Source organism: Kineosporia succinea, from assembly GCF_030811555.1.
GTDB lineage: Bacteria > Actinomycetota > Actinomycetes > Actinomycetales > Kineosporiaceae > Kineosporia > Kineosporia succinea.
Genome location: NZ_JAUSQZ010000001.1, coordinates 7156255 through 7175591, shown reverse-complemented (window position 1 = coordinate 7175591; position 19337 = coordinate 7156255). Strand labels below are relative to the sequence as shown.

18 protein-coding genes are annotated in these 19337 nt (G+C 71.4%); 3 read left to right on the top strand and 15 right to left on the bottom strand.

All coding sequences use genetic code 11. From position 1 onward, the window contains the following. Window positions 1-72 precede the first annotated feature (72 nt). Together J2S57_RS31695 and J2S57_RS31690 are read left to right on the top strand one after the other, a co-directional pair. Entirely contained in the window at window positions 73-1857 is a 1785-nt protein-coding gene (locus J2S57_RS31695) for a flavin-containing monooxygenase (RefSeq protein WP_307249671.1), read from the top strand. Next, window positions 1854-2822, top strand: coding sequence for an SMP-30/gluconolactonase/LRE family protein (locus tag J2S57_RS31690; protein ID WP_307249670.1), 969 nt, complete (start codon window positions 1854-1856; stop codon window positions 2820-2822). The genes J2S57_RS31695 and J2S57_RS31690 overlap by 4 nt, the downstream gene beginning before the upstream one ends. Here J2S57_RS31690 and J2S57_RS31685 read toward each other — a convergent pair. After that, window positions 2819-3766 carry a helix-turn-helix transcriptional regulator gene (locus J2S57_RS31685; protein WP_307249669.1) on the bottom strand — a complete coding sequence of 316 codons (948 nt, stop codon included), beginning with the start codon at window positions 3764-3766 and terminating at the stop codon, window positions 2819-2821. The genes J2S57_RS31690 and J2S57_RS31685 overlap by 4 nt on opposite strands. Window positions 3767-3829: 63 nt before the next feature. On the opposite strand from J2S57_RS31685, the gene J2S57_RS31680 reads away from it, so the two are divergent. Beyond that, a complete protein-coding gene (locus tag J2S57_RS31680) occupies window positions 3830-4252 on the top strand; it encodes an EVE domain-containing protein (RefSeq protein WP_307249668.1) in 423 nt (140 codons plus the stop codon). On the opposite strand, the gene J2S57_RS31675 is transcribed toward J2S57_RS31680, so the two are convergent. The 14 genes from J2S57_RS31675 to J2S57_RS31610 form a co-directional block, all read right to left on the bottom strand. After that, window positions 4242-5609: an MmgE/PrpD family protein gene (locus J2S57_RS31675; protein WP_307249667.1), complete on the bottom strand. Its 1368-nt coding sequence runs from the start codon at window positions 5607-5609 to the stop codon at window positions 4242-4244. The genes J2S57_RS31680 and J2S57_RS31675 overlap by 11 nt on opposite strands. Next, entirely contained in the window at window positions 5606-6970 is a 1365-nt protein-coding gene (locus J2S57_RS31670) for an MmgE/PrpD family protein (RefSeq protein WP_307249666.1), read from the bottom strand. Before J2S57_RS31670 ends, J2S57_RS31675 begins: the two co-directional genes overlap by 4 nt. After that, entirely contained in the window at window positions 6970-8328 is a 1359-nt protein-coding gene (locus J2S57_RS31665; RefSeq protein WP_307249665.1) for an FAD-dependent oxidoreductase, read from the bottom strand. The genes J2S57_RS31670 and J2S57_RS31665 overlap by 1 nt, the downstream gene beginning before the upstream one ends. A 78-nt stretch (window positions 8329-8406) precedes the next feature. Then, complete coding sequence (locus tag J2S57_RS31660) at window positions 8407-9156, bottom strand: SDR family NAD(P)-dependent oxidoreductase (protein WP_307249664.1); 750 nt, start codon at window positions 9154-9156, stop codon at window positions 8407-8409. After that, on the bottom strand, window positions 9153-9902 hold the full coding sequence (locus J2S57_RS31655) for an SDR family NAD(P)-dependent oxidoreductase (RefSeq protein WP_307249663.1): 750 nt from the start codon (window positions 9900-9902) through the stop codon (window positions 9153-9155). Before J2S57_RS31655 ends, J2S57_RS31660 begins: the two co-directional genes overlap by 4 nt. After that, window positions 9902-10987, bottom strand: coding sequence for an alkene reductase (locus J2S57_RS31650; RefSeq protein WP_307249662.1), 1086 nt, complete (start codon window positions 10985-10987; stop codon window positions 9902-9904). Before J2S57_RS31650 ends, J2S57_RS31655 begins: the two co-directional genes overlap by 1 nt. Beyond that, window positions 10984-11679 carry a GntR family transcriptional regulator gene (locus J2S57_RS31645; protein WP_307249661.1) on the bottom strand — a complete coding sequence of 232 codons (696 nt, stop codon included), beginning with the start codon at window positions 11677-11679 and terminating at the stop codon, window positions 10984-10986. Before J2S57_RS31645 ends, J2S57_RS31650 begins: the two co-directional genes overlap by 4 nt. 5 nt (window positions 11680-11684) lie before the next feature. Beyond that, the gene (locus J2S57_RS31640) at window positions 11685-13136 is read right to left on the bottom strand and encodes an aldehyde dehydrogenase family protein (protein WP_307249660.1); all 1452 of its coding nucleotides are present in this window, start codon (window positions 13134-13136) and stop codon (window positions 11685-11687) included. Between the two features lie 21 nt (window positions 13137-13157). Then, window positions 13158-14270 (bottom strand): NDMA-dependent alcohol dehydrogenase, encoded by a 1113-nt coding sequence (locus J2S57_RS31635; RefSeq protein WP_307249659.1) that lies wholly within the window; start codon window positions 14268-14270, stop codon window positions 13158-13160. An 11-nt stretch (window positions 14271-14281) separates the two neighbouring features. Continuing rightward, window positions 14282-15310 carry an ABC transporter permease gene (locus J2S57_RS31630; protein ID WP_307249658.1) on the bottom strand — a complete coding sequence of 343 codons (1029 nt, stop codon included), beginning with the start codon at window positions 15308-15310 and terminating at the stop codon, window positions 14282-14284. Then, the gene (locus tag J2S57_RS31625) at window positions 15307-16845 is read right to left on the bottom strand and encodes a sugar ABC transporter ATP-binding protein (RefSeq protein ID WP_307249657.1); all 1539 of its coding nucleotides are present in this window, start codon (window positions 16843-16845) and stop codon (window positions 15307-15309) included. Before J2S57_RS31625 ends, J2S57_RS31630 begins: the two co-directional genes overlap by 4 nt. Then, complete coding sequence (locus J2S57_RS31620; protein ID WP_307249656.1) at window positions 16845-17996, bottom strand: sugar ABC transporter substrate-binding protein; 1152 nt, start codon at window positions 17994-17996, stop codon at window positions 16845-16847. Before J2S57_RS31620 ends, J2S57_RS31625 begins: the two co-directional genes overlap by 1 nt. Before the next feature lie 86 nt (window positions 17997-18082). Then, window positions 18083-18946, bottom strand: coding sequence for an MBL fold metallo-hydrolase (locus J2S57_RS31615; protein ID WP_307249655.1), 864 nt, complete (start codon window positions 18944-18946; stop codon window positions 18083-18085). A gap of 5 nt (window positions 18947-18951) precedes the next feature. After that, the gene (locus J2S57_RS31610; RefSeq protein ID WP_307249654.1) at window positions 18952-19335 is read right to left on the bottom strand and encodes a cupin domain-containing protein; all 384 of its coding nucleotides are present in this window, start codon (window positions 19333-19335) and stop codon (window positions 18952-18954) included. Between the last annotated feature and the right edge of the window lie 2 nt (window positions 19336-19337).

Sequence of the window (19337 nt, the reverse complement as noted above, 5' to 3'; positions counted from 1 at the left end):
TTTGCGACCGACGGCAATCGACAACGACGTGCTGGGCGGCACACGCCCGGCGGGTCGGGACTGAGGACGCGCGTGGTTTCTCCGGGCAGCAGCGACACTGATCTGGACGGCATCGACATCGAGGCCCTGCGGGCGCGGTACGCGCACGAGCGTGACCGCCGCACGAGATCGGCACAGCCCCGGCAGTACCGTTCTGCCGCAGGGGAGTTCGGGTACTACGCCAAGGATCCCTACATCGCGAGACTCTCGCGGGAGCCGGTCGACGACCAGGTCGACGCCCTGGTGATCGGCGCCGGGTTCGGTGGGCTGCTGACCGGCGCCGCGCTGCGGGAGGCCGGCCTGGGGAGCGTGCGGCTGGTCGACGAGGCGGGTGACGTCGGGGGCACCTGGTACTGGAACCGGTATCCCGGAATTCACTGCGACATCGAGGCTTCCGTCTACATGCCGCTGCTCGAGGAGGTGGGCACCACGCCCTCGATGCGGTACGCGCCGGGGGAGGAGATCCGGCTGCACGCCGTGGCGCTGGCCGAGCGCTACAAGCTCTACGAGCACGCCCTGTTCCAGACCCGGGTCACCGCGCTGACCTGGCGGGACGACACGCAGGACTGGGTGGCCACGACCGATCGCGGTGACCGGGTGCGGGCGCGGTTCGTGGTGGTCTCGCCGGGAACCCTGACGCAGCCGAAACTGCCGGGCATACCGGGGATCGAGACGTTCCGCGGGCACACCTTTCATACCAGCCGCTGGGACTACGCCTACACCGGGGGCAGCGCCGAAGGCGGCCTGACCGGGCTGCGCGACCGGCGGGTGGCCGTGATCGGCACCGGCGCGACGGGTCTGCAGGTCGTGCCGCACCTGGGGCGCGACGCGGGGCATCTGTACGTGTTCCAGCGTACGCCCTCGACCGTGGGCGTACGGGCGAACCGGCCGCTCGACCAGGAGTGGTTCAGTGCGCAGAAGCCGGGCTGGCAGCGGGAGCGCATGAACAACTTCCTGGCCGCCGTCACCGGAGAACCGGTGCCGGAAGACCTGATCGACGACGGATGGACGCGTACCGCCCGGGCGCAGCGCACCTATCTCTCCGGGGTGACGGACGCGTCGGCGCCGGAGGAGGAGCTGCTCGACGCCCGCGTCATGGAGTCGCTGCGCGACCGGGTCGCCGAGGTGGTGCGGGACCCGGCCACGGCCGAGATCCTGAAGCCCTGGTACCGGTACATGTGCAAGCGGCCCGGGTTCAGTGACGAGTACCTGGAGACGTTCAACCGGCCGAACGTGACGCTCGTGGACACGGCCGACACCGGGGGAGTCACCCGGATGACCGAGACCGGCGTGGTGGTCGGGGAGACCGAGTATGCCGTCGACTGCGTCATTTTCGCGACCGGTTTCGACGTGGGCCGCTCCGGGGTGGTCACCGGGGCGCTGCCCGTCACCGGACGGGGTGGCCAGGCGCTGCTCGAGACCTGGCGGGGCGGTCCGAAGACGCTGCACGGGTTCTGCAGCCCGGGCTTCCCGAACCTCTTCCACCTGGGCTCGATGCAGAACGCCAATTCGGTGAACTTCGTGCACATCCTGCAGCAGCAGGCCGAGCACATCGGGGCGCTGGTCGCGCGGGCGCTGAATGTGGGCGCGGTGAGGGTCGAACCGCGTGAGGACGACGCGGTCGCCTGGGTGCGCACGATCGAGGAGGTCTCGGTGGACACCAGGGCCTTCCAGGCCGAGTGCACCCCGGGCTACTACAACGGCGAGGGGAGAACCCTTCCGATCCGGACGTTCTCGCCCGGTCCGGTCGCCTTCCACCGGCTGCTCGGGCAGTGGCGGGAGACGAGCATCGACGACGTCCTGGTGGTGGGAGAATGAAGCGCCTGGTGATCTCGGCCGTCCTGCTGGCCCTGACGGCGTGCGGTTCCGCGGCGTCCCCGGCGGCAACCCCGAAACCCCTCAAGGTGACCGACGTGCACGAGGCCACCGGCATGACCCTGCTCGAGGGGCCGGTGTTCACACCCGACGGCTCGCTGCTGGTGGTCGACGTGACCGCGCCGGCCGGTGAGCCCAAGGTGCTGAGCATCGACGTCGGGAAGCGCACGGTGAAACCGTTCTTCACCGATTCCTCGAGTGCGTACACCTCGGCCCAGATCAGTCCCTACGACGGCCGGATCTACCTGACCGACTTCGCGTCGGGCGCGATCGACAGCATCAGCGTGCGCGGTGACGACCCGGAGGTGTTCTTCGAGGGCAAGGTCGACGGGACCGTGATGCAGCCCGACGACCTGGCTTTCGACCCAGCCGGCCATCTCTACGTCAGCGACACCCGCGGGCACGACGACCCGCTCGGCGACGACCGGGGCCGCGTGGTGCGGATCCCGCGCGACGGTGGCGAGGCCACGGTGCTCGCGCCTGACCTGCCCGCACCCAACGGGATCTCGTTCGACGCGGGGTCCGAGGGCCTGTGGGTGAGTCAGTACGCCGAGAACCGCATCGACCACCTGGGTCTCACGGTCGGCGGGAAGGCCGTGGCCACGGCGCATCCGGCCGTGCGGGTGGACGCGGGTGGCAACCAGGTCGACTCGAACGCGGTGGACGCGGCCGGGAACGTGTACCAGATGTTCCACCGGCAGGCCCGGGTGATGGTCTTCAACGACCGGGGGGATCACCTGAAGACGATCGACCTGCCGGTTCCGGACGACGGCGACTACTCGGCGACGAACCTGGCGATCCGGCCCGGGACCCGCGAGGCGTACGTCACCGTGAGCGGGCCGTCGGGCGGCTTCGTCCACTCGTTCACCGCGCTGGGGAGAGGAATCCGGCAGAGCAACGGGGGCTAGGAGTACATCGCGGCGATCCGGTGGCCGAGGTCGGCGAACCGGTCCCGCAGCTCCGGCGGATCGAGGATCTCGAGGTCGTCCCCGTGCGCGAGCAGCGCGCGGGCGGCCTCGAGAGCCGGGAACCGCAGGGTGGTCCCGACCCAGTCCTCGTCGTCCCCCGCGTCCACCGTCGTCTCCTGCCCGTGCATGCGCAGGACCCGGCCCAGGATGCGGCGTCTCACCCGCACCCGCACCGCGACGGCGCGCATCGAGCCGCTGAAGTCACGCTGAAGCTCGTGCCACGTGGTCTGGAGGTCGAAACCGGCCGGGCGGTGGGCGTTCGAGTCCAGCACGGTGGCGTCGAGCACCCGGTCGACGCGGAAGTTCTTGGTGACCTGCCGGTGCCGGGCGATCAGGTGCCAGACCCCGGCCTTGTGCACGAGGCCCAGCGGGTCGACGGTGTACGTGCCCTCGGCACCCTGGGACTTGCGGTAGTGCAGGCGAAGACGGCGCGTGTCGAGCACCGCGGTCTGCACCGTGCCGAGGTGCTCGGGGCGGGTGTCGTGGGCGCGCCAGCGGGCCGGGTCGACGAGGATGCGTTCGCGGATGAGCTCGGCCGTGTCCTGCTGGGTGCCGGGCAGCGAGGCCAGCAGCTTGCGCAGGGCGCCGCCGATCGACGGCCCGAACCCCAGGTCGGTGTGGGCGGTGCCGGTCATGAGCACGAACAGGGCGGCGGCCTCGTCGCCGCTCAGGCCCGGCACCTGGGTGCGGTAGCCGGGCAGCAGGGCGATGCCACCGCTACGGCCGCGTTCGGCGTACACCGGCACGCCCGCACTCGAGAGCGCCTCGGCGTCACGGTAGATCGTGCGCACCGAGACCTCGAGACGCTCGCTCAGCTCGGTGGCCGGGCGCGGGCTGCGGGCCTGCAGCAGCAGGAGCAGGGCGAGCAGGCGGTCGGACTTCACGCGTCCGACACTAGCCGCAATACCTGACAGGGCCTGGCAGGTATGCCCGGCACGATGATGAGCATGAAGAACGCATGGATGGGTGTCGTCTCCGCCGAGCACGCCGCGATCGGGGCGGAGCAGGGCTGGATCCAGCTCAATCACGGCAAGCGCAACAGCCTGGGCCGCCTCGGTCGGGGCGACGGCTTCGTCTTCTACTCGTCCAAACAGCGCATGAGCGACACCCAACCGCTACGCGCCGTCACCCAGCTCGGGATCGTGGCCGACGACGAGCCCTACCAGGCCGACGAGATGATGAGCATGGGCACGCACGGCACGTTCCGGCCGTGGCGGCGCAACGTCGAGTTCGTGCCGGTCACGCCGGTGCCGATCGCCGACCTGCCGCTGGAGCTCACGAGCGCGCCGAACTGGGGTTACGCACTGCGGTACGGGCTGGTGCCGCTGACCCTGGCCGACTTCGGGCTGCTGCGGAAGGCTATGACCTGATCCTCCGCAGCAGGCCGCCCACCGCGGCGGGGTCGAAGTCGGCCTCGTCGAGCACCATGGTGACGAGCAGGTCGATGCCGGACGACGGGAGCCCGGCCGCCGACAGGCATTCCCGGGCCTTGGCCAGCACCCGGTCGGGGGGAACCGGCCGTCCGCCGCCGCCGAGCACGTCGTCGACCTCGGCACGCAGCACGTCCCCGTCGGTCGTGGTCACCTCGACCCAGGCCGGGAAGCGCGCCGGGAACCCGCTGTCGTCCCAGATCTCGTAGGTCATGCGCCCGGCCAGGTCGGCGCGCTGCCCGCCGATCGGGGCCTCGAACAGGTCCAGCGCCACGCGTCCGTCGGCCAGCTGGGCGGCCATCACGTAGGGCAGGCTCCAGCGCACGTCGTGACCGGTGGCCGGGCGCTGTCGCTCCGCCCAGGGCTCGGCGATCACCGGCGCCGCCCCGGCCGGGACCCTCACGTGCCAGGAGGCCACGTCGCCCGCGCGCAGGCCCCGGGCGGCCAGGTCGCGCACGGCCTCGACGTACGGGTGGATGAAGTGGCAGCAGGGCACCAGCTTGAACGCGGCGTCGAGCAGGTGCCAGCGGGTGCCGAGGTCGTCGAGGTGCTGCGCGAGCCGCGCGGGGGCCTGGGGGTCGTTCGCGTACAGCCGGTAGAAGCCGTAGTCGCCGTCGAGCACCCCGGCCGGCCCGGTGACGCCGTGCCGGGCCAGGTCGGCGGCCCAGAGCCCGGAGTGGGCGGCCCAGCCGGGCTGCACGGCCTTGACCGTGTCACCACCGGCCAGGAACGCGAAGGTGCCGCCGGGCTGGCTCCCGGCGATCCCGAGGGCGTCCACGGCGTGCTCGGGATCGCCGTTGACCAGCACCGACACCAGGGCGGCGACGAACGGCCCGGCCGCGCTGGTGGTCTGGAATCCCCGCGCCTGAAGGGTTCCCGGGCCGGCCAGGCCCATCCGGATCAGCACCTCCCAGCCCACCGCGTAGGCCGCGACCAGCCGGGCGCCGCCCACCCCGGCCGCCTCGGCGGCGGCCAGGGCCGCGGGGGTGAGCACGGCGCTGCCGTGCATGACCGACGCGACGTGGGTGTCGTCGTACTCCAGCGAGTGGATGAACGCCCCGTTCAGCAGGGCGGCCTCGGGGGCGCCGGCCCCGTCGCGGCCGCCGATGACGCTGGCCGGACCGCCGCCCGCGCGCATCCCTTTCAGCCTGCGCACCGGTCCGTGGGCGGCGCCGAGCGCGCCGACGGCGAGGCTGTCGAGCAGGTGCAGACGGGCGGCCCGGTCGACCTCGAACGGTACGCACGTCGCGGCCCTGACCGCGGCGTCGGCGAGCCGGCGGGACAGAGAACTGGTCACGGGGTCGCTCCGGGGGTCACGTCGAGCATGAGGCCGAGGACGTCGGCCCACAGGCGGTCGTCGGCGGTGGTTCCCTCCACCAGCGAGCGGGCCTGGGCGCCGAATGCCGGTGCGGCGTCGGCGGTCAGGCCGGCGGCCTTGGCCAGAACCTGGTTCTCGGTCAGGGGGCGGTCGGGGCCGCCGACTGCGCTCAGGCAGGTCGCGGTGCGGGTGCTGCCGTCCCGCAGGCGCACGGTGAGCCGGGCGGGGCGGTCGTGCGGGGCCCCGGGCAGTGGCGCATAGGGGACGATCCGCACCCGCGGGCGCAGATCCCTCACCTGCGGGTCGTGGAGGTGGCCGGCCGAGAAGACCTCGGCGTCGTCCCGGCCCGTGGCCAGCACCGCGGCGATCACGTGCGGGAGCGAGAACTTGCCGCCGAGAGCGGTTTCGGGCGCGGTCGAGTCGAGGGGCCGGGCCAGTGGGTGGGTGGCGATCTCGATGCTCTCGACCTGGTCGGCGTCCCAGCCCGGCGCGGAGGCCAGGTCGCGGGCGGCCTCCAGCGCCGAGTGCGTGTACTGACAGGCGGCGTAGAGCTTGTGGTAGCCGTCGAGAATGGCGAAACGCGCGGGCCGTGAGGTCAGTTCGTCCTCGGACAGCTGATGGCCGTAGCCCTGGGTGAACACGTCCGTCATGGTCCGGGGGTCGGCGGTGAGTCCCGCGTGGCACGCGTCCACCGCCAGGAAGCCGCTGACCGCGCCGGCCGCCGCCCACAGGTTGCGCACCTGGGCCCCGGCCGTCGCGAGCCGGAACGGGCCGGGCATGGACAGGCTCGCGGCCACGTCCGCCGCCGCCAGCACGGCCCCTCCCGAGCGGGTGCGCAGCCAGGCGACGGCGGCCGCGGCGCCGATCGGCGCGAGCGTGGCGTGCGGGTGCAGCACCAGTGGTCTGGGTGCCGGGAAGAGCCGGGCCACGGCGGTCGCCACCTCGTACCCGGCCACGACCGCCGTCAGCAGCTCCCCGAGGGACGCGCGCGCCGCCTCGGCCTCGGCCAGCGCCGCCGGCACCGCGTAGAGCCCACCGTGACAGGTCGCCGGCCGGTAACCCTCGTCGAGCTCGTCCCATCCGGCCGCCACCGCGTTCGCCGCCGCCGCGCGGTCGCGAGCAGCCCGTGAGCCGTCGAGAACCGTTGCCTCCGAGCCGCTCCCGTGCATCGCCCCGGTGAACGAGGCGACGTCGGCGTGGGCGTGCCCGGCCACCATCGCGGCCAGGTCGTCGACCAGCACGAGCGCCGCCCGGCGGCGTACGCCGGACGGCAGGCCGTCACCCAGGGAGTCCAGGCGTCCGGCCAGGGCCGTGCGCCAGGCGACCACGTCGTCCACCATCAGAGAACCCTGGAAGCCGCTGCCGCCCCGGCCAGCTCGCCGAGACCCACCGCGGTCAGCAGCCCGTTGCCCGACGAGTACCCGCGACCACCGGAGATGCCGCTCACCCCCGCCGCGACCCCGCCGACCGCGAACAGTCCCTCGACCGCGGAACCGTCGGCACGCAGCACCCGGCCGTCGGCGTCCACGTCGAGCCCGCCCTGCGTGTGGAACAGGCCGGGTGTGACCCGCGAGACCACGTAGGGGGCCTCGAGCAGCGCCAGGTCGGTGCGCCCGAAGGAGTCCGGATGTTCTCCGCGGGCCGCTCCGGCGTACTGGGTCACGGTCGCCGTCAGTGCCTCCAGGGGAGCGCCCGTGACCGCCGCGACCTCGGCCAGATCGGCGCACTCCTTGGCGCCCCCCATCTCGACCAGGTCGCGGAACTCGTCCTCCCGCAGCGTGATGTCGCGGATCCGGGTGTCGTACAGCGCCCAGATCGGCTGCTGCCCGGCCGTCACCTCGGTGGTGAAACCGGAGTACCCGACGATCTCGTCACCCATCCGGGAGCCGGTGGAATCGACCAGCACGCCGCCCTTCTCGACCGTGGTCCAGGACAGGATGCTGCCGTGCGGATAGGCCACGGCCGCGTAGCCCTGGAATGCCGTGGCGTTGCGCAGCCGCCCGCCCACCTCGAGACCCCACTCGATGGCCTCACCGGTCGAGCCGTGCGCCCCGAAGTACTCCAGCGCGGCCAGTTCCGGTGCCCACCTCGTCACCAGGTCCCGGTTGGCCGCGAAACCGTTGGCCGCGAGAACCACTGCCCCCGCGCGCAACTCGTAGGGATCGACGCGGTCGCCCGCGACCCGCACACCCTGCACCACCCCGTCCTCGACGATCAGCCCACCGACCGGATTGCCGAGGACGACGTCCACCCCGGCCCGTTCGCAGGCGGCCAGCAGGTCACGCACGAGATCGCCACCGCGTCGCGAGGCCGGGGCGTGCAGCCGGTTCACCGAGTGCCCGACGTGCTTGTAGTCCATGATGAGTCTGAGCTCGACGCCGTGCTTCTCGACCAGCCAGTCCACCAGCGCCCCCGAGGTCTGCGCCAGCCGGCGGGTCAGGTGCTCGGCCTCGTGCGGGCCGCTCTGGCGCATCAGGTCGGTGAACATCCGCTCCGGGTCGTCGTCCACCCCGGCGGCCTTCTGCTGCTTCGAGCCGCCGCCCGGGATCGACCCGGTGGACAGGCCGGTGTTGCCGCCCGCCTCGTTCAGCTTCTCCAGCACCACCACCGAGGCGCCCCGGTCGGCGGCGGCCAGGGCGGCGACGAGCCCGCCGCCGCCCGCGCCGACGACCACCACGTCCACATCGCGTTCACTCATCGTCGAGCACCTTTCCAGGAAGTTGGCCACACGCCCGTGGGGCTGGGCATCGGGCCGGGACGGCGGGGGAGGGCTTCGTCAGCCGGGGACGCGGGCCATCAGGCCGCCGTCGACGAGCAGCGAGGTGCCGGTCACGAACGACGACGCCGGTGAGGCGAGGAACGCGATGGCCCCGGCGACGTCGGCCGGCGTGCCCATCCGGCCCAGGGGAGCGGCGGCCGCCGCCCCGCCCGAGGCCGCCGCCGGATCGTCCTGCGCATCGAAATAGCCCTGCAGGTTGGGCGTCAGGATGAATCCGGGACACACCGCGTTGACCCGGATCCCGGCCGGCGCCCCGTCCAGGGCCATCGCCTTGGTCAGGGCGAGCACGGCCCCCTTCGAGGCCACGTAGGCCGCGTCCTGGGGGAAGGCGGCGAACGAGGCGGTGGAGGCGATGAGCACGACCGAACCGCCACCCGCCGCGACCTGGGCCGGCCACAGGTGCCGGTTGAGCAGGTAGATGCTCGTCAGGTTGACGTCCATCTGCTGGTGCCACTGCTGGGGCGTCAGCTGGTCGAGGGCCCCGACCACGGTCTGCCCGGCGGCGTGCACCACCACGTCGGGAGCGCCGTACTGCTCCAGCAGAGAGGGCAGTTCGCGATCGACGGCCTCGGCCGAGGTGGCGTCGAACGCGGCGTAGTAGGCGTCCGGCCCGCACTCGGCGGCGGCGTCGGCCAGCCGCTCCTGGGAACGGCCGAGCAGCACCACGCGGTACCCGTCCTCGGCCAGGCGCACGGCGGCCCCCCGGCCGATCCCCGAGCTGGCCCCGGTCACGTAGGCGACGCTCATGCCTCGCCGCCCATCGGCAGCGCGGGCTCGCCGGCCGTCCAGCCGCCGTCGACGGCCATGACCACGCCGGTCACGGCCGAGGCGCCGGTGGAGGCGAGGAACGCGATGACGGAACCGATCTCGTCGGGCTGGAACATCCGGCCGAGCGGAACCCGCCGGGACACCGCGGCGTCCAGCTCGGGCGTCATCTGCTGAACAGCCATCGGGGTGAGCGTGAAGCCCGGGCAGACCGCGTTCACGCGGACGCCGGCCGAGGCCCAGTCGACGGCCAGCGAGCGGGTCAGGGCCGCGACGGCCCCCTTCGACGCCGAGTACGCCGACTGCTGCGGCAGGCAGACGAGCGCGGCCTGCGAGGCGACGTTGACGATCGCGCCCTTCGAGGCGGCGAGCGCCGCGTACAGGGCCTGGCTGGCGTTGAGCGTGCCGACCACGTTGACGCTGAAGCACTTCTGGAAATCGGCCGGGTCGACCTCTTCCGCGGGCAGGTTCGGCGTGATCACCCCGGCGCAGTTGACCAGGGCGTCCACGCGTCCGTGCTGCTCGAGAACCCGGGCACCGGCCGCCTTCACGGCCGTGGCGTCGGTCAGGTCGAGGGGGCCGGCCTCGGGGGTGCCGCTGATGTCCCAGCCGACGACGGCCGCGCCCTGACGGCGGAACACGTCGGCGGTGGCGGCGCCGATCCCGGACGCGGTGCCGGTGACGACGACCACGCGGCCGGCGAAGGGGGCGGGGATGGTGTCGGTCATCAGTTCTCCTTGTGCGTGCCGATTGCCGGGTAGTCGATGTAGCCCCGGTCGCCGCCGGTGTAGAACGTGTCCTCGTCCCAGGCCGCGCGCGGGTGGTCGTGGCGCCAGCGCTCGAGCAGGTCGGGGTTGGCGATGAAGAGCCGCCCGACGCTGACCAGGTCGGCCTGCCCGCCCGCGAGAATGGGCTCCAGGTCGTCCAGTTCGCTGGACCCCAGGTACCCGGTGTTCATGATGTACGTGGTCGGCCACAGGTCGCGGACCTGCTCGTGCAGCCGCGACGACCGGCGCCGGAGGGTGTGCAGGTAGGCGGGTCTCACGGCCTGGAGCGCCTCGACGAGGGCCAGGTAGGTGTCGTCGTTGTCCTTGTCGGCCATGTCGTTGAACTGGCCGCCGGGGGAGATGCGCAGGCCCACCCGGTCGGCGCCGATCCGCTCGGCCACGGCCTGCACCAGCTCGACCACGAAACGGGCCCGGTTGCCAGGTGTTCCGCCGTAGGCGTCGGTGCGCCGGTTGGTGCCGGGGGAGAGGAACTGGTGCAGCAGGTAGCCGTTGGCGCCGTGGAGCTCCACCCCGTCCATCCCGGCGTCGACGGCGCGCCGGGCGGCTGCGGCGAAGTCCTCGATGGTCTGCCGGATCTCCTCGACCGTGAGCTCTTTCGGCATCGGGGCGGGCACCTTGGCGCCGTCGAGCGTCTCGACCTCCAGGTCGGCCCGCACCGCCGAGGGCGCGACCACGGGAACGCCCGGCGGCAGCAGGCTCTCGTGGCTGATCCGCCCGGTGTGCATGAGCTGGCAGAAGATCCGCCCGCCGCGGGCGTGCACGGCGTCGGCGACCTGGGCCCAGACCTCCTGCTGGGCGTCGTCGTGGATGCCCGGCGTGCCCGGGTAGCCCTGGCCCGCGGCGCTGGGCTGGGTGGCCTCGCTGATGATCAGCCCGGCCCCGGCCCGCTGTTCGTAGTAGGTGACGGCGGACGCGGGGAGCACCCCGCGCACGTCGGCCCGGTTGCGGGTCATCGGGGCCATCACGACCCGGTTCGCGAGCTCGGCCCGGCCCAGCCGCCAGGGCTGGAAGATGGTGTGCGTCATGCGAGTTCCGTTCCGTCACGGCGGTAGAGCAGCTGGATGGTGTTCTGCAGGGAGGCGGTGAGGTGCTCGCGCATGGCCCGGGCGGCCCCGGCCCGGTCGCCGGCCGTGAGCTGCTCGACCAGCAGTCGGTGCTCGTGCGCGGCGTGCTTCGTGCGGGGCCCGTCGGCGCCGGAGCGCGAGCGGGCCAGCCGCAGCTCCACGTTGATCTGGGTGACGGCCTGGGCCAGCCGCTGGTTGCCGGCCAGACGCACGATGGCCTCGTGCAGGTCGTGCCGGTCGAACACCACCGTCTGCTGGCCCTGGCTGACCTCGTGCTCGGCGTGGTGCTGCAGGTCGAGCAGCAGGCTGGTGCCGGTGCGGTCGAGGCGCGAGGCCGCCAGGTCGGCGGCCTCGCTCTCGAGCGCGATCCGGACCTCGAACAGCTCGCGCACCTCGGCCAGGTCGAGCCGCCGCACGAACGCCCCGCGGTGCGGTTCGACCGTGACCAGGCCGTGGTGCTCCAGGCGCCGCAGCGCCTCCCGCACCGGTCCCCGGCTGGTGCCCAGCGACTGGGCGATCTCACCCTCGTTGAGCCGGACGCCGGGGGAGAAGTGGCCCTGCACGATCTGTTCCCGCAGCCGGGCCTCCACCTGGTCGGCCAGGGTGAGGTTGCTGCGGTCGATCGGCACGACCCCGGCGAAGTGATCGGGCACGGTGACTACTCGGCGATGCTGACGCAGACCGTCTTGACGTCGGTGTAGTCGTGCAGCACCTCGTGGCCCATCTCCCGGCCCCAGCCCGACTCCTTCATGCCGCCGAACGGCATGCTCGGGTCGAAGACGCCGTACGCGTTGACCCACACCGTGCCCGCGCGCAGCTTGTTCGCCACCCGGTGGGCGGTCGCCACGTTGCTGGTCCAGACGCCCGCGGCCAGGCCGTAGCGGGAATCGTTGGCCAGCTGGACGACCTCGGCCTCGGTCGTGAACTTGGTGGCGACCACCACCGGACCGAAGATCTCCTCCTTGACGACCCGCGCGTCCTCACTCGTGCCCGTGATGATCGTGGGCTCGAGGAAGTACCCCTTCTCGCCGATCCGGTTGCCGCCGGTCGCGATCGTGCCCTCCTCGGCCCCGATGCGCAGGTAGTTGCTCACCCGCTCGAAGTGCTCCTTGCTCGCCACCGGGCCGATCTCGCTGGACTCGTCGAACCCGTCACCCACCGTGATGGCCTGGGCCTTGGCGACCAGGCCGGCCACGACCTCGTCGTAGACGTCCTCGTGGATGTACAGGCGCGAGCCGGCGGCGCAGGCCTGCCCGGCGTTGTAGAAGATCGCGTCGCTGGAACCGGCGATCGCGGCCTCCAGGTCGGCGTCCGGGAAGATGATGTTGGCGCTCTTGCCGCCCAGCTCCAGCGTGACCCGCTTGAGGTTGCCGCCGGCCGCCTCGAGGATGCGCCGCCCGGTGGCGGTGGAGCCGGTGAACGAGACCTTGTCCACGTCAGGGTGTACGCTCAGGGCCGCACCGGCGCCGGAGCCGAAACCGGTCACGACGTTGAGAACACCCGGCGGGATGCCCGCTTCGAGAGCGAGATGGGCCAGGCGCAGGGCGCTCAGCGGTGTCGCCTCGGCCGGCTTCAGCACCACCGTGTTGCCCGCGGCCAGCGCCGGGGCGACCTTCCAGGCGGTGATGACGAGCGGGAAGTTCCAGGGCACGATCAGGCCGACCACGCCGAGCGCCTCGCGGCGGGTGTAGGTGTGGTAGTCGCCGGGGGCCGAGATCGGGATGGTCTCGCCCTCGATCTTGGTGGCGTACCCGGACATGTAGTGGAAAAGGCCCGCGGCGGTGGGCACGTCGCCGTTCTTGGCGGCCAGGTAGGGCTTGCCCTGGTCGAGGGTCTCGATGCGGCCCATCTCCTCGGCGTCGGCGACCAGCAGGTCACCCAGGCGCCAGAGGGCGGCGGCCCGCTCCTTCGGCTTCATCCGCGACCAGGGGCCGTTCTCGAACGCCTCGCGGGCGGCCTTGACCGCCCGGTCGACGTCGGCGGCCTTGGCCTCGGAGACCTTGGTGATGACCTCGCCGGTGGCCGGGTTGACCGTCTCGAACTCGGCGCCGTCGAGGGCGTCGACCCATTCGCCGCCGATGTGCAGGCGCGTGAACTCGATGTTGCTCATGTCTGAAGCTCCTTCTAGGACCTAGTGCTCGTGCACGACGACGCCGCGGATGTTCTTCCCGGCGTGCATGTCGGCCACGGCCTGGTTGATCTCGTCGAGCTTGTAGCGGCGGGTCACCAGCTCCTCGAGCTTGAGCCGGCCGTCGCGGTACAGGCCCAGCAGCCGGGGGATGTCGACGACCGGGTTGCAGTTGCCGTACATGACGCCCTGGATGGACTTGGCGAAGTTGGTCAGGTCCTGCGGGCTGATCGTCAGCGACTTCTCGTACGAGCCGACCGAGACCAGCACCAGCCGGCCGGCCTTGCCCACGGCCTCGAAGACGGAGCCGATGATGTCGCCGTCCACGCGGCCGACGGTGACGATGCCGACGTCCACGCCCTGGCCGTTGGTGAGGTGGGCGATGAGCGGCCGGGCCTCGTCCAGGCTCTTGAAGGCGGCCGTGGCCCCGAAGTCGGCGGCCCGCCCGACCTTGTACTCGCTCGGGTCGACCACGATGATGTGCGCCGCCCCGGCGATCTTCGCGCCCTGCACCGCGTTCGCACCGACACCGCCCAGACCGGCCACCAGCACCACGTCACCGGGCCGCACCGGGCCACCGTTGACCGCCGCGCCGAAGCCGGTCGCGACTCCGCACGAGGCCAGGCAGGCCAGCTCGAACGGGATGTCCTCGGGCAGCTTGACGGTCTGATTCTCGTTGCACACCAGATAGTTCGAGAAGGTTCCGAGCCGGGTGACGCCGCCGATGCCGTTGCCGTCGGTGTCGAAGAACCGGTACGTGCCGTCGAGCGACTTGCCGTGCTCCATGCCCGCGCCGTTGTCGCAGATGTACGAGCGGCCGGTGGCGCAGTAGCGACAGTGCCCGCAGGCCGGGATGAACAGGGTGGCCACGTGGTCGCCGGGCTTGACCCGGGTCACCTTCGAGCCGACGGCCTCGACGATGCCCGCGCCCTCGTGCCCACCGACCATCGGCAGGGTGACGGGGATGTCACCGGTGACGAAGTGGTCGTCCGAGTGGCACAGCCCGCTGGCCATCACCTTGACCCGCACCTCGGTGTCGTTCGGCTCGCCCAGTTCGAGGTCCTGGACCTGCCACTCCTTGCCGACCTCGTGAATGACGGCTCCGCGTGCCCGCATGTCGGTTCTCCTTAGGAAGGCTGGATCTGGGCGCGGCGCTTACGTTCACCGCGACTACGGACGAGCTTGGACAGGATCACGGCGATGACGAGGGCGCCGCCGTAGAAGAGCTGCTGCACGTACTGCTGGGCGCCCATCAGCTGCAGTCCGGTGATACCGGTGACCAGGAAGTAGACGGCGATCAACGTGCCGACCGGGTTGAACCGGCCGATGCGCAGCACGGTCGAGCCGAGGAAGCAGGCCGCGAACGCCGGGAGCAGGAACGCCTGGCCCGAGACCGGGTCGGCGCTGGCCGTGGTGCCGGCGTAGACGACACCGGCGACCCCGGCCAGACCGGCCGAGGTGATCATCGAGGTCCAGCGCAGGCCGGACACGTTGACGCCGTTGAGGCGGGCCACGTCACGGCTCTGCCCGACGAAGAGCAGCCGCTGGCCGAAAGCGGTGTGGTCGAACACGTACCAGACCACCGCGCATAGGGCGATCGCGTAGTAGAAGCCGATCGGGATGCCGAGGAACGGCTGCGTGAGGACGACGTCGGTGAGGACGCGGTCGACGCCACTGATCGTGGAGGAGTTCGACAGGTAGTAGATCAGGCCCTGGACGACGGTCCCGATGCCCAGCGTGACGATGAACGGGTCGATCGCGAACTTCGTGATGATGAACCCGTTCACGACGCCCACGAGCAGGCTGGCGAGGATCGCGACGAGCACCGAGGGCCAGATGCCCCAGCCCTGGTTCACGTTCAGCACCGCCACGACGACCGTGGACAGGTTGAGCGTGGAGGCCACCGAGAGGTCGTAGTCGCCGGCCCGCAGCGGGATCAGCAGGGCCAGCGCCAGGATCAGCAGGACCACCTGCGAGCCCAGCATGTTCGACAGGTTGCCGGTGGTCGGGAAGGTCTCCGGCACGATCAGGCAGAACGCCACGATCAGCACGAGCCAGACGCCGAGGAGGGCGAAACGTTCCGGCTCGGCGGGTTTCTTGGCCGAGGTTCGCGAGGCTGTGGCCACGGGCGGGGCCTCCTTCTGGATCGCGCTCATGATGCTGCCTCTTCCGCGTAGACGGCGGACGCCAGGGCGTCCTTGGTGATGTCGTCGCCCAGGAGCTCGGCCCGTACCCGGCCGTCGTCGAGAACCAGGACGCGGTCGGCCATCTCGACCAGCTGCTCGTAGTCGGAGGTGGCGCACAGCACGGCCATGCCCTGGGCCACCGCCGAGCGGATGAGCTTGAAGATCTCCCGCCGGGCGCCGATGTCGACGCCCTGGGTCGGCTCGCTGAGCAGCATCACCGTGGGGCTGGTGTCCATCCACTTGCCCAGCAGGGCCTTCTGCTGGTTGCCGCCGGACAGGTGCCCGAACATGGCCTGCGGGTTGGGCGGCACCACGTTCAGCCGGTCGCAGGTCTCCTGCGACTGGTGCTCGAGCTTCTTCCAGGGGATCTTCCAGCCGCCCTGGGCCTTGGCCAGGAACGGCACCGACATGTTCTCCAGCACGCTGAGTTCCTGGGCCCCGCCCTGGTTCTTGCGGTCGCTGGGGATGAGGACGACACCGGCGTCCATGCTTCTCGCCGGGCTCGGCCGTTTGACGGTCTCGCCACCGTGCTCCACGGTGCCCTGCTTGGGCAGCTTCGACCCGAACAGCAGCTCCGGCAGTTCCTCGAAACCCGAACCGGCGAGACCGGTCAGGCCCACGACCTCGCCGGAGTACAGCTCCAGGTCGAGGTCGCGCACCCGGGTGCCGGTGATGCCGCGCGCCGCGAGCAGGGGTGGCCGGTCGTCCCGGACCACCGCCCGGCCCTTGGCCACGTGCTCGTCGCGGGCGCCGAGGATCAGCTGCACCAGGTCGTCGCGGGTGGCGCCGGTGGTGGAGCGGGTGCCGGCCGTGCTCCCGTTGCGGAAGACCGTCACCCGGTCGGTGACCTCGAGGATCTCGTCCAGGTCGTGACTGACCAGCAGCACCGCGTCGCCGCGGTCACGCAGCCGGTGCAGCACGTCGAACAGCAGGCCGACCTCCTGCCGGGGCAGGAACACCGTCGGCTCGTCGAGAACCAGGATCTGCCCGGCCCTTTCGGCGTGCGGTGTGGCTTCCTGGCCACCCACCGCCCGGATCACCGCGACCATCGCCCGCTGCACCGGGGTGAGCATGTCGATGGTGGCGTCCGGGTCGACGTCGATCTGGAACCGGTCGAGCAGGTCCTGCACCCGGGCCCGCTCGGCCTTCCAGCCGACCCGGCGCCAGCCCTTCGACTCACCCTCGGCGTCGAGAGCCATGTGCTCCAGCACCGTGCCGGCCGGGGCCAGTCCCAGGTCCTGGTGCACGAAGCCCAGACCCTGGTCACGCAGGCCCCGGGGGCCGAACGGGCTGGAGACGGTGGTGCCGTGCACGGTGACCGTACCGCCGTCACCGTCGTGGAACCCCGCGAGAATCTTGATCAGCGTGGACTTTCCGCTGCCGTTCGCACCGAGCAGGCCGTGCACCTCGCCCGGGCGGACGTCGATGTCGACACCGTGCAGGGCGGGAACGCCGTTGAACGACTTCTTCAGGCCCTTGACCGCCAGGAGCGGCTGAGTCTCCATCAGCTCAGGCCCCACACCTTGAGGAACGCGCCCTGGTACTCGTCACCGAAGCCCTTGCCGCTCTCCGGCGGGTTGCCCGTGTCGGCGACGTTGGACGAGTCGATGACGCGCAGCGGGCCGGACGCCTTGGCGATCGGGTCGGCGCCGAGCATGGCCCGGAACGCGGTGTCGATGTTGACGTAGGCCACCCAGTCGGGGTTCTCGGCCACGTCCATCGCCACCGAGCCGTCCTGCACCAGCTTGAGGATCGACGGGGTGCCGTTGAACGAGTAGATCGGCACCTCGCGGTTGCTCGCGGCCTGCTTGATGCCCGGGATCGCGTACAGCGCCATCGAGTCGTAGATCGGCAGCACGGCGTTGATCTTCGGGTCCTTCAGCAGCGCCGACTGGACCTGGCCCTGGATCTGCGTGGACCACTGCGGCACGGCCACGTTCACCACGGTCGCCTTGGAACCGGAGGGCGCGTCGTCGGAGAGCGTCTTCTCCATCGTCTCGACCATGCCCTTGGCCGGCCCGGTCTCGGACGACTGGATGATCAGCGCGTGCACCGCCTCGCCCTTGGCGCCGACCACGGCGTCGAGCGCCATCAGCTTCGCGGCCTCGTTGAACGGGGCGAACGCCTCGTACTCGATGCCGTCGGCCGAGGGGCTGTCCTTGTCGGTCAGGTGCAGCGGGATCACCGGGATACCGGCCTTGTTCGCCGCGTCGATCTGCGGGCCGAGGGTGGTCGGCAGCGGCCCGTTGAGCAGGATCGCCCCGGCCTTGGCGTTGATGGCCTGCGAGATGCCCTGCTGGTACGAGGTCTGCGAGCCGTCGGAGGGGAAGGTCACGAAGTTGACGCCGGCCTTGGCCGCGACCTCCTTCATCGCCTTCTCACCGGCGGTGTAGAACTCGGCCTTGCTGTCGATGGGGATGCTGTAGATGGTCTTGCCCTTGAGCGAGGCGACGTCGATGGCCGCGCCCAGGTCCTCGGTGGTCGGCACGGCCTTGGCCGCGTCGATGACCTTCTGGGCGGCGTCGACCTTGGCCTGGCCGTCGGCCCCGCCCCCGCTGCCGGTGTCACCGGAGCCGGAGCTGCTGCCACCGCCGCAGGCGGTGAGGGAGAGAGTGGCCGCGGTGACGACGGCGAGGGCGGTCTTGTTGATGCGCATGGGACGCTCCGGATCGAAACGTGAAGGGGTGGGGGCGGGGTGCATCAGGGCAGTGGTGCATCACAGGTGGTGCGGGGGAACGGTTCTCAGCGCGTGGAGAGGTCCGGCCGTTCGAGCAGGTCCTCGTAGATGCGGGCGATCGAGCGCCGCTGGAAGACCTCGCAGAGCTCGTCGGGGTAGCCGACGTAGTCCTCGGTGTCGACGTGGATGTTGTCGGGGAAACGGATCTCGTCGCAGGCCTGGGCGCTCTCGTGGCCGGCCGCGATGGCGGCGGCGACCTCGGCCACCACCTCCCGGCCCTGGGCCCGGTACTGCTCCAGCACGGTGCGGTCGGCGACCTCGCCGTGGCCGGGTACGAGGACCTCGAAGTCGTAGGCGGCGACCGCGTCGATGGCGTCGAACCAGTTCCACAGCCGGGAGTCCTGGAACGAGGGCAGGCCGGCCTCGCACACGATGTCGCCGGTGAACACGACCCTGTCCTGCGGGAGGTAGGCGATGAGGCTGTTGGCCGTGTGCCCGGGCTGGAAGGTCAGTTCCAGGTGCACGTCGCCGAGGTGGAGTTCGAGACGCTCGCTGAACACGACCTCCGGCACCCGCACCGAGTACTCGGCCATCAGGGGCAGGGCCTCGGGGTCGATGCGGGCCATCAGGTCGTGCAGGTACTGATCGGAAGGCGCGTCGTGGAGCAGTCTTTCGCGGGTGCCGCGGTGCGCGACGACCTCGCCGCCCTGCCAGAAGTTGCCGATGGTGTGGTCGGGGTGGTGGTCGGTGTTGACCACGAAGCGGGTGCGGCCGAAACCGTCGGCGACGTGGCGCCAGGCGATCGCGTCACTCGGGCGGTGCGGGGTGTCCACCAGGGCCAGGCCGTCGGAGCCGGTGATGATCGAGTTGTTGCTGCCGAGGTTCGCGACCTCGACGTGCACCCGGGGGCTGATCTGCTGAAGGCTCATGAGGGTCAGTCCTTTCCGGGGGCCGGAGACGGCATGGTGGGCCCGGCCAGGAACCCGAGCAGGTTCTCGACCCGGGCGGGGGCGAAGATCTCGATGAAGGTCGCCTCACCCTCGACGCTGCGGCCCGAGTGCGGCACGCCCCGCGGGATGATCACGACATCACCGGTCCGGAGGGTGGTTTCGTGCCCGGCGACGGTGAACGAGATCCGGCCGGCGGTGAGAACCATGGCCTGCTCGGCGTCCGGGTGGGTGTGCTCGGGGAGCACGGTGGGGTGCACCCAGCGGATCTGGTTGATGCTCATCTCGCGGCCGGAGACGGCGGTGCGGAAGTTCCCGGGGAGCACCTCACGCTCGGGCAGCTCGCTCAGCGAGGCCCAGTAGCCGCTCATCG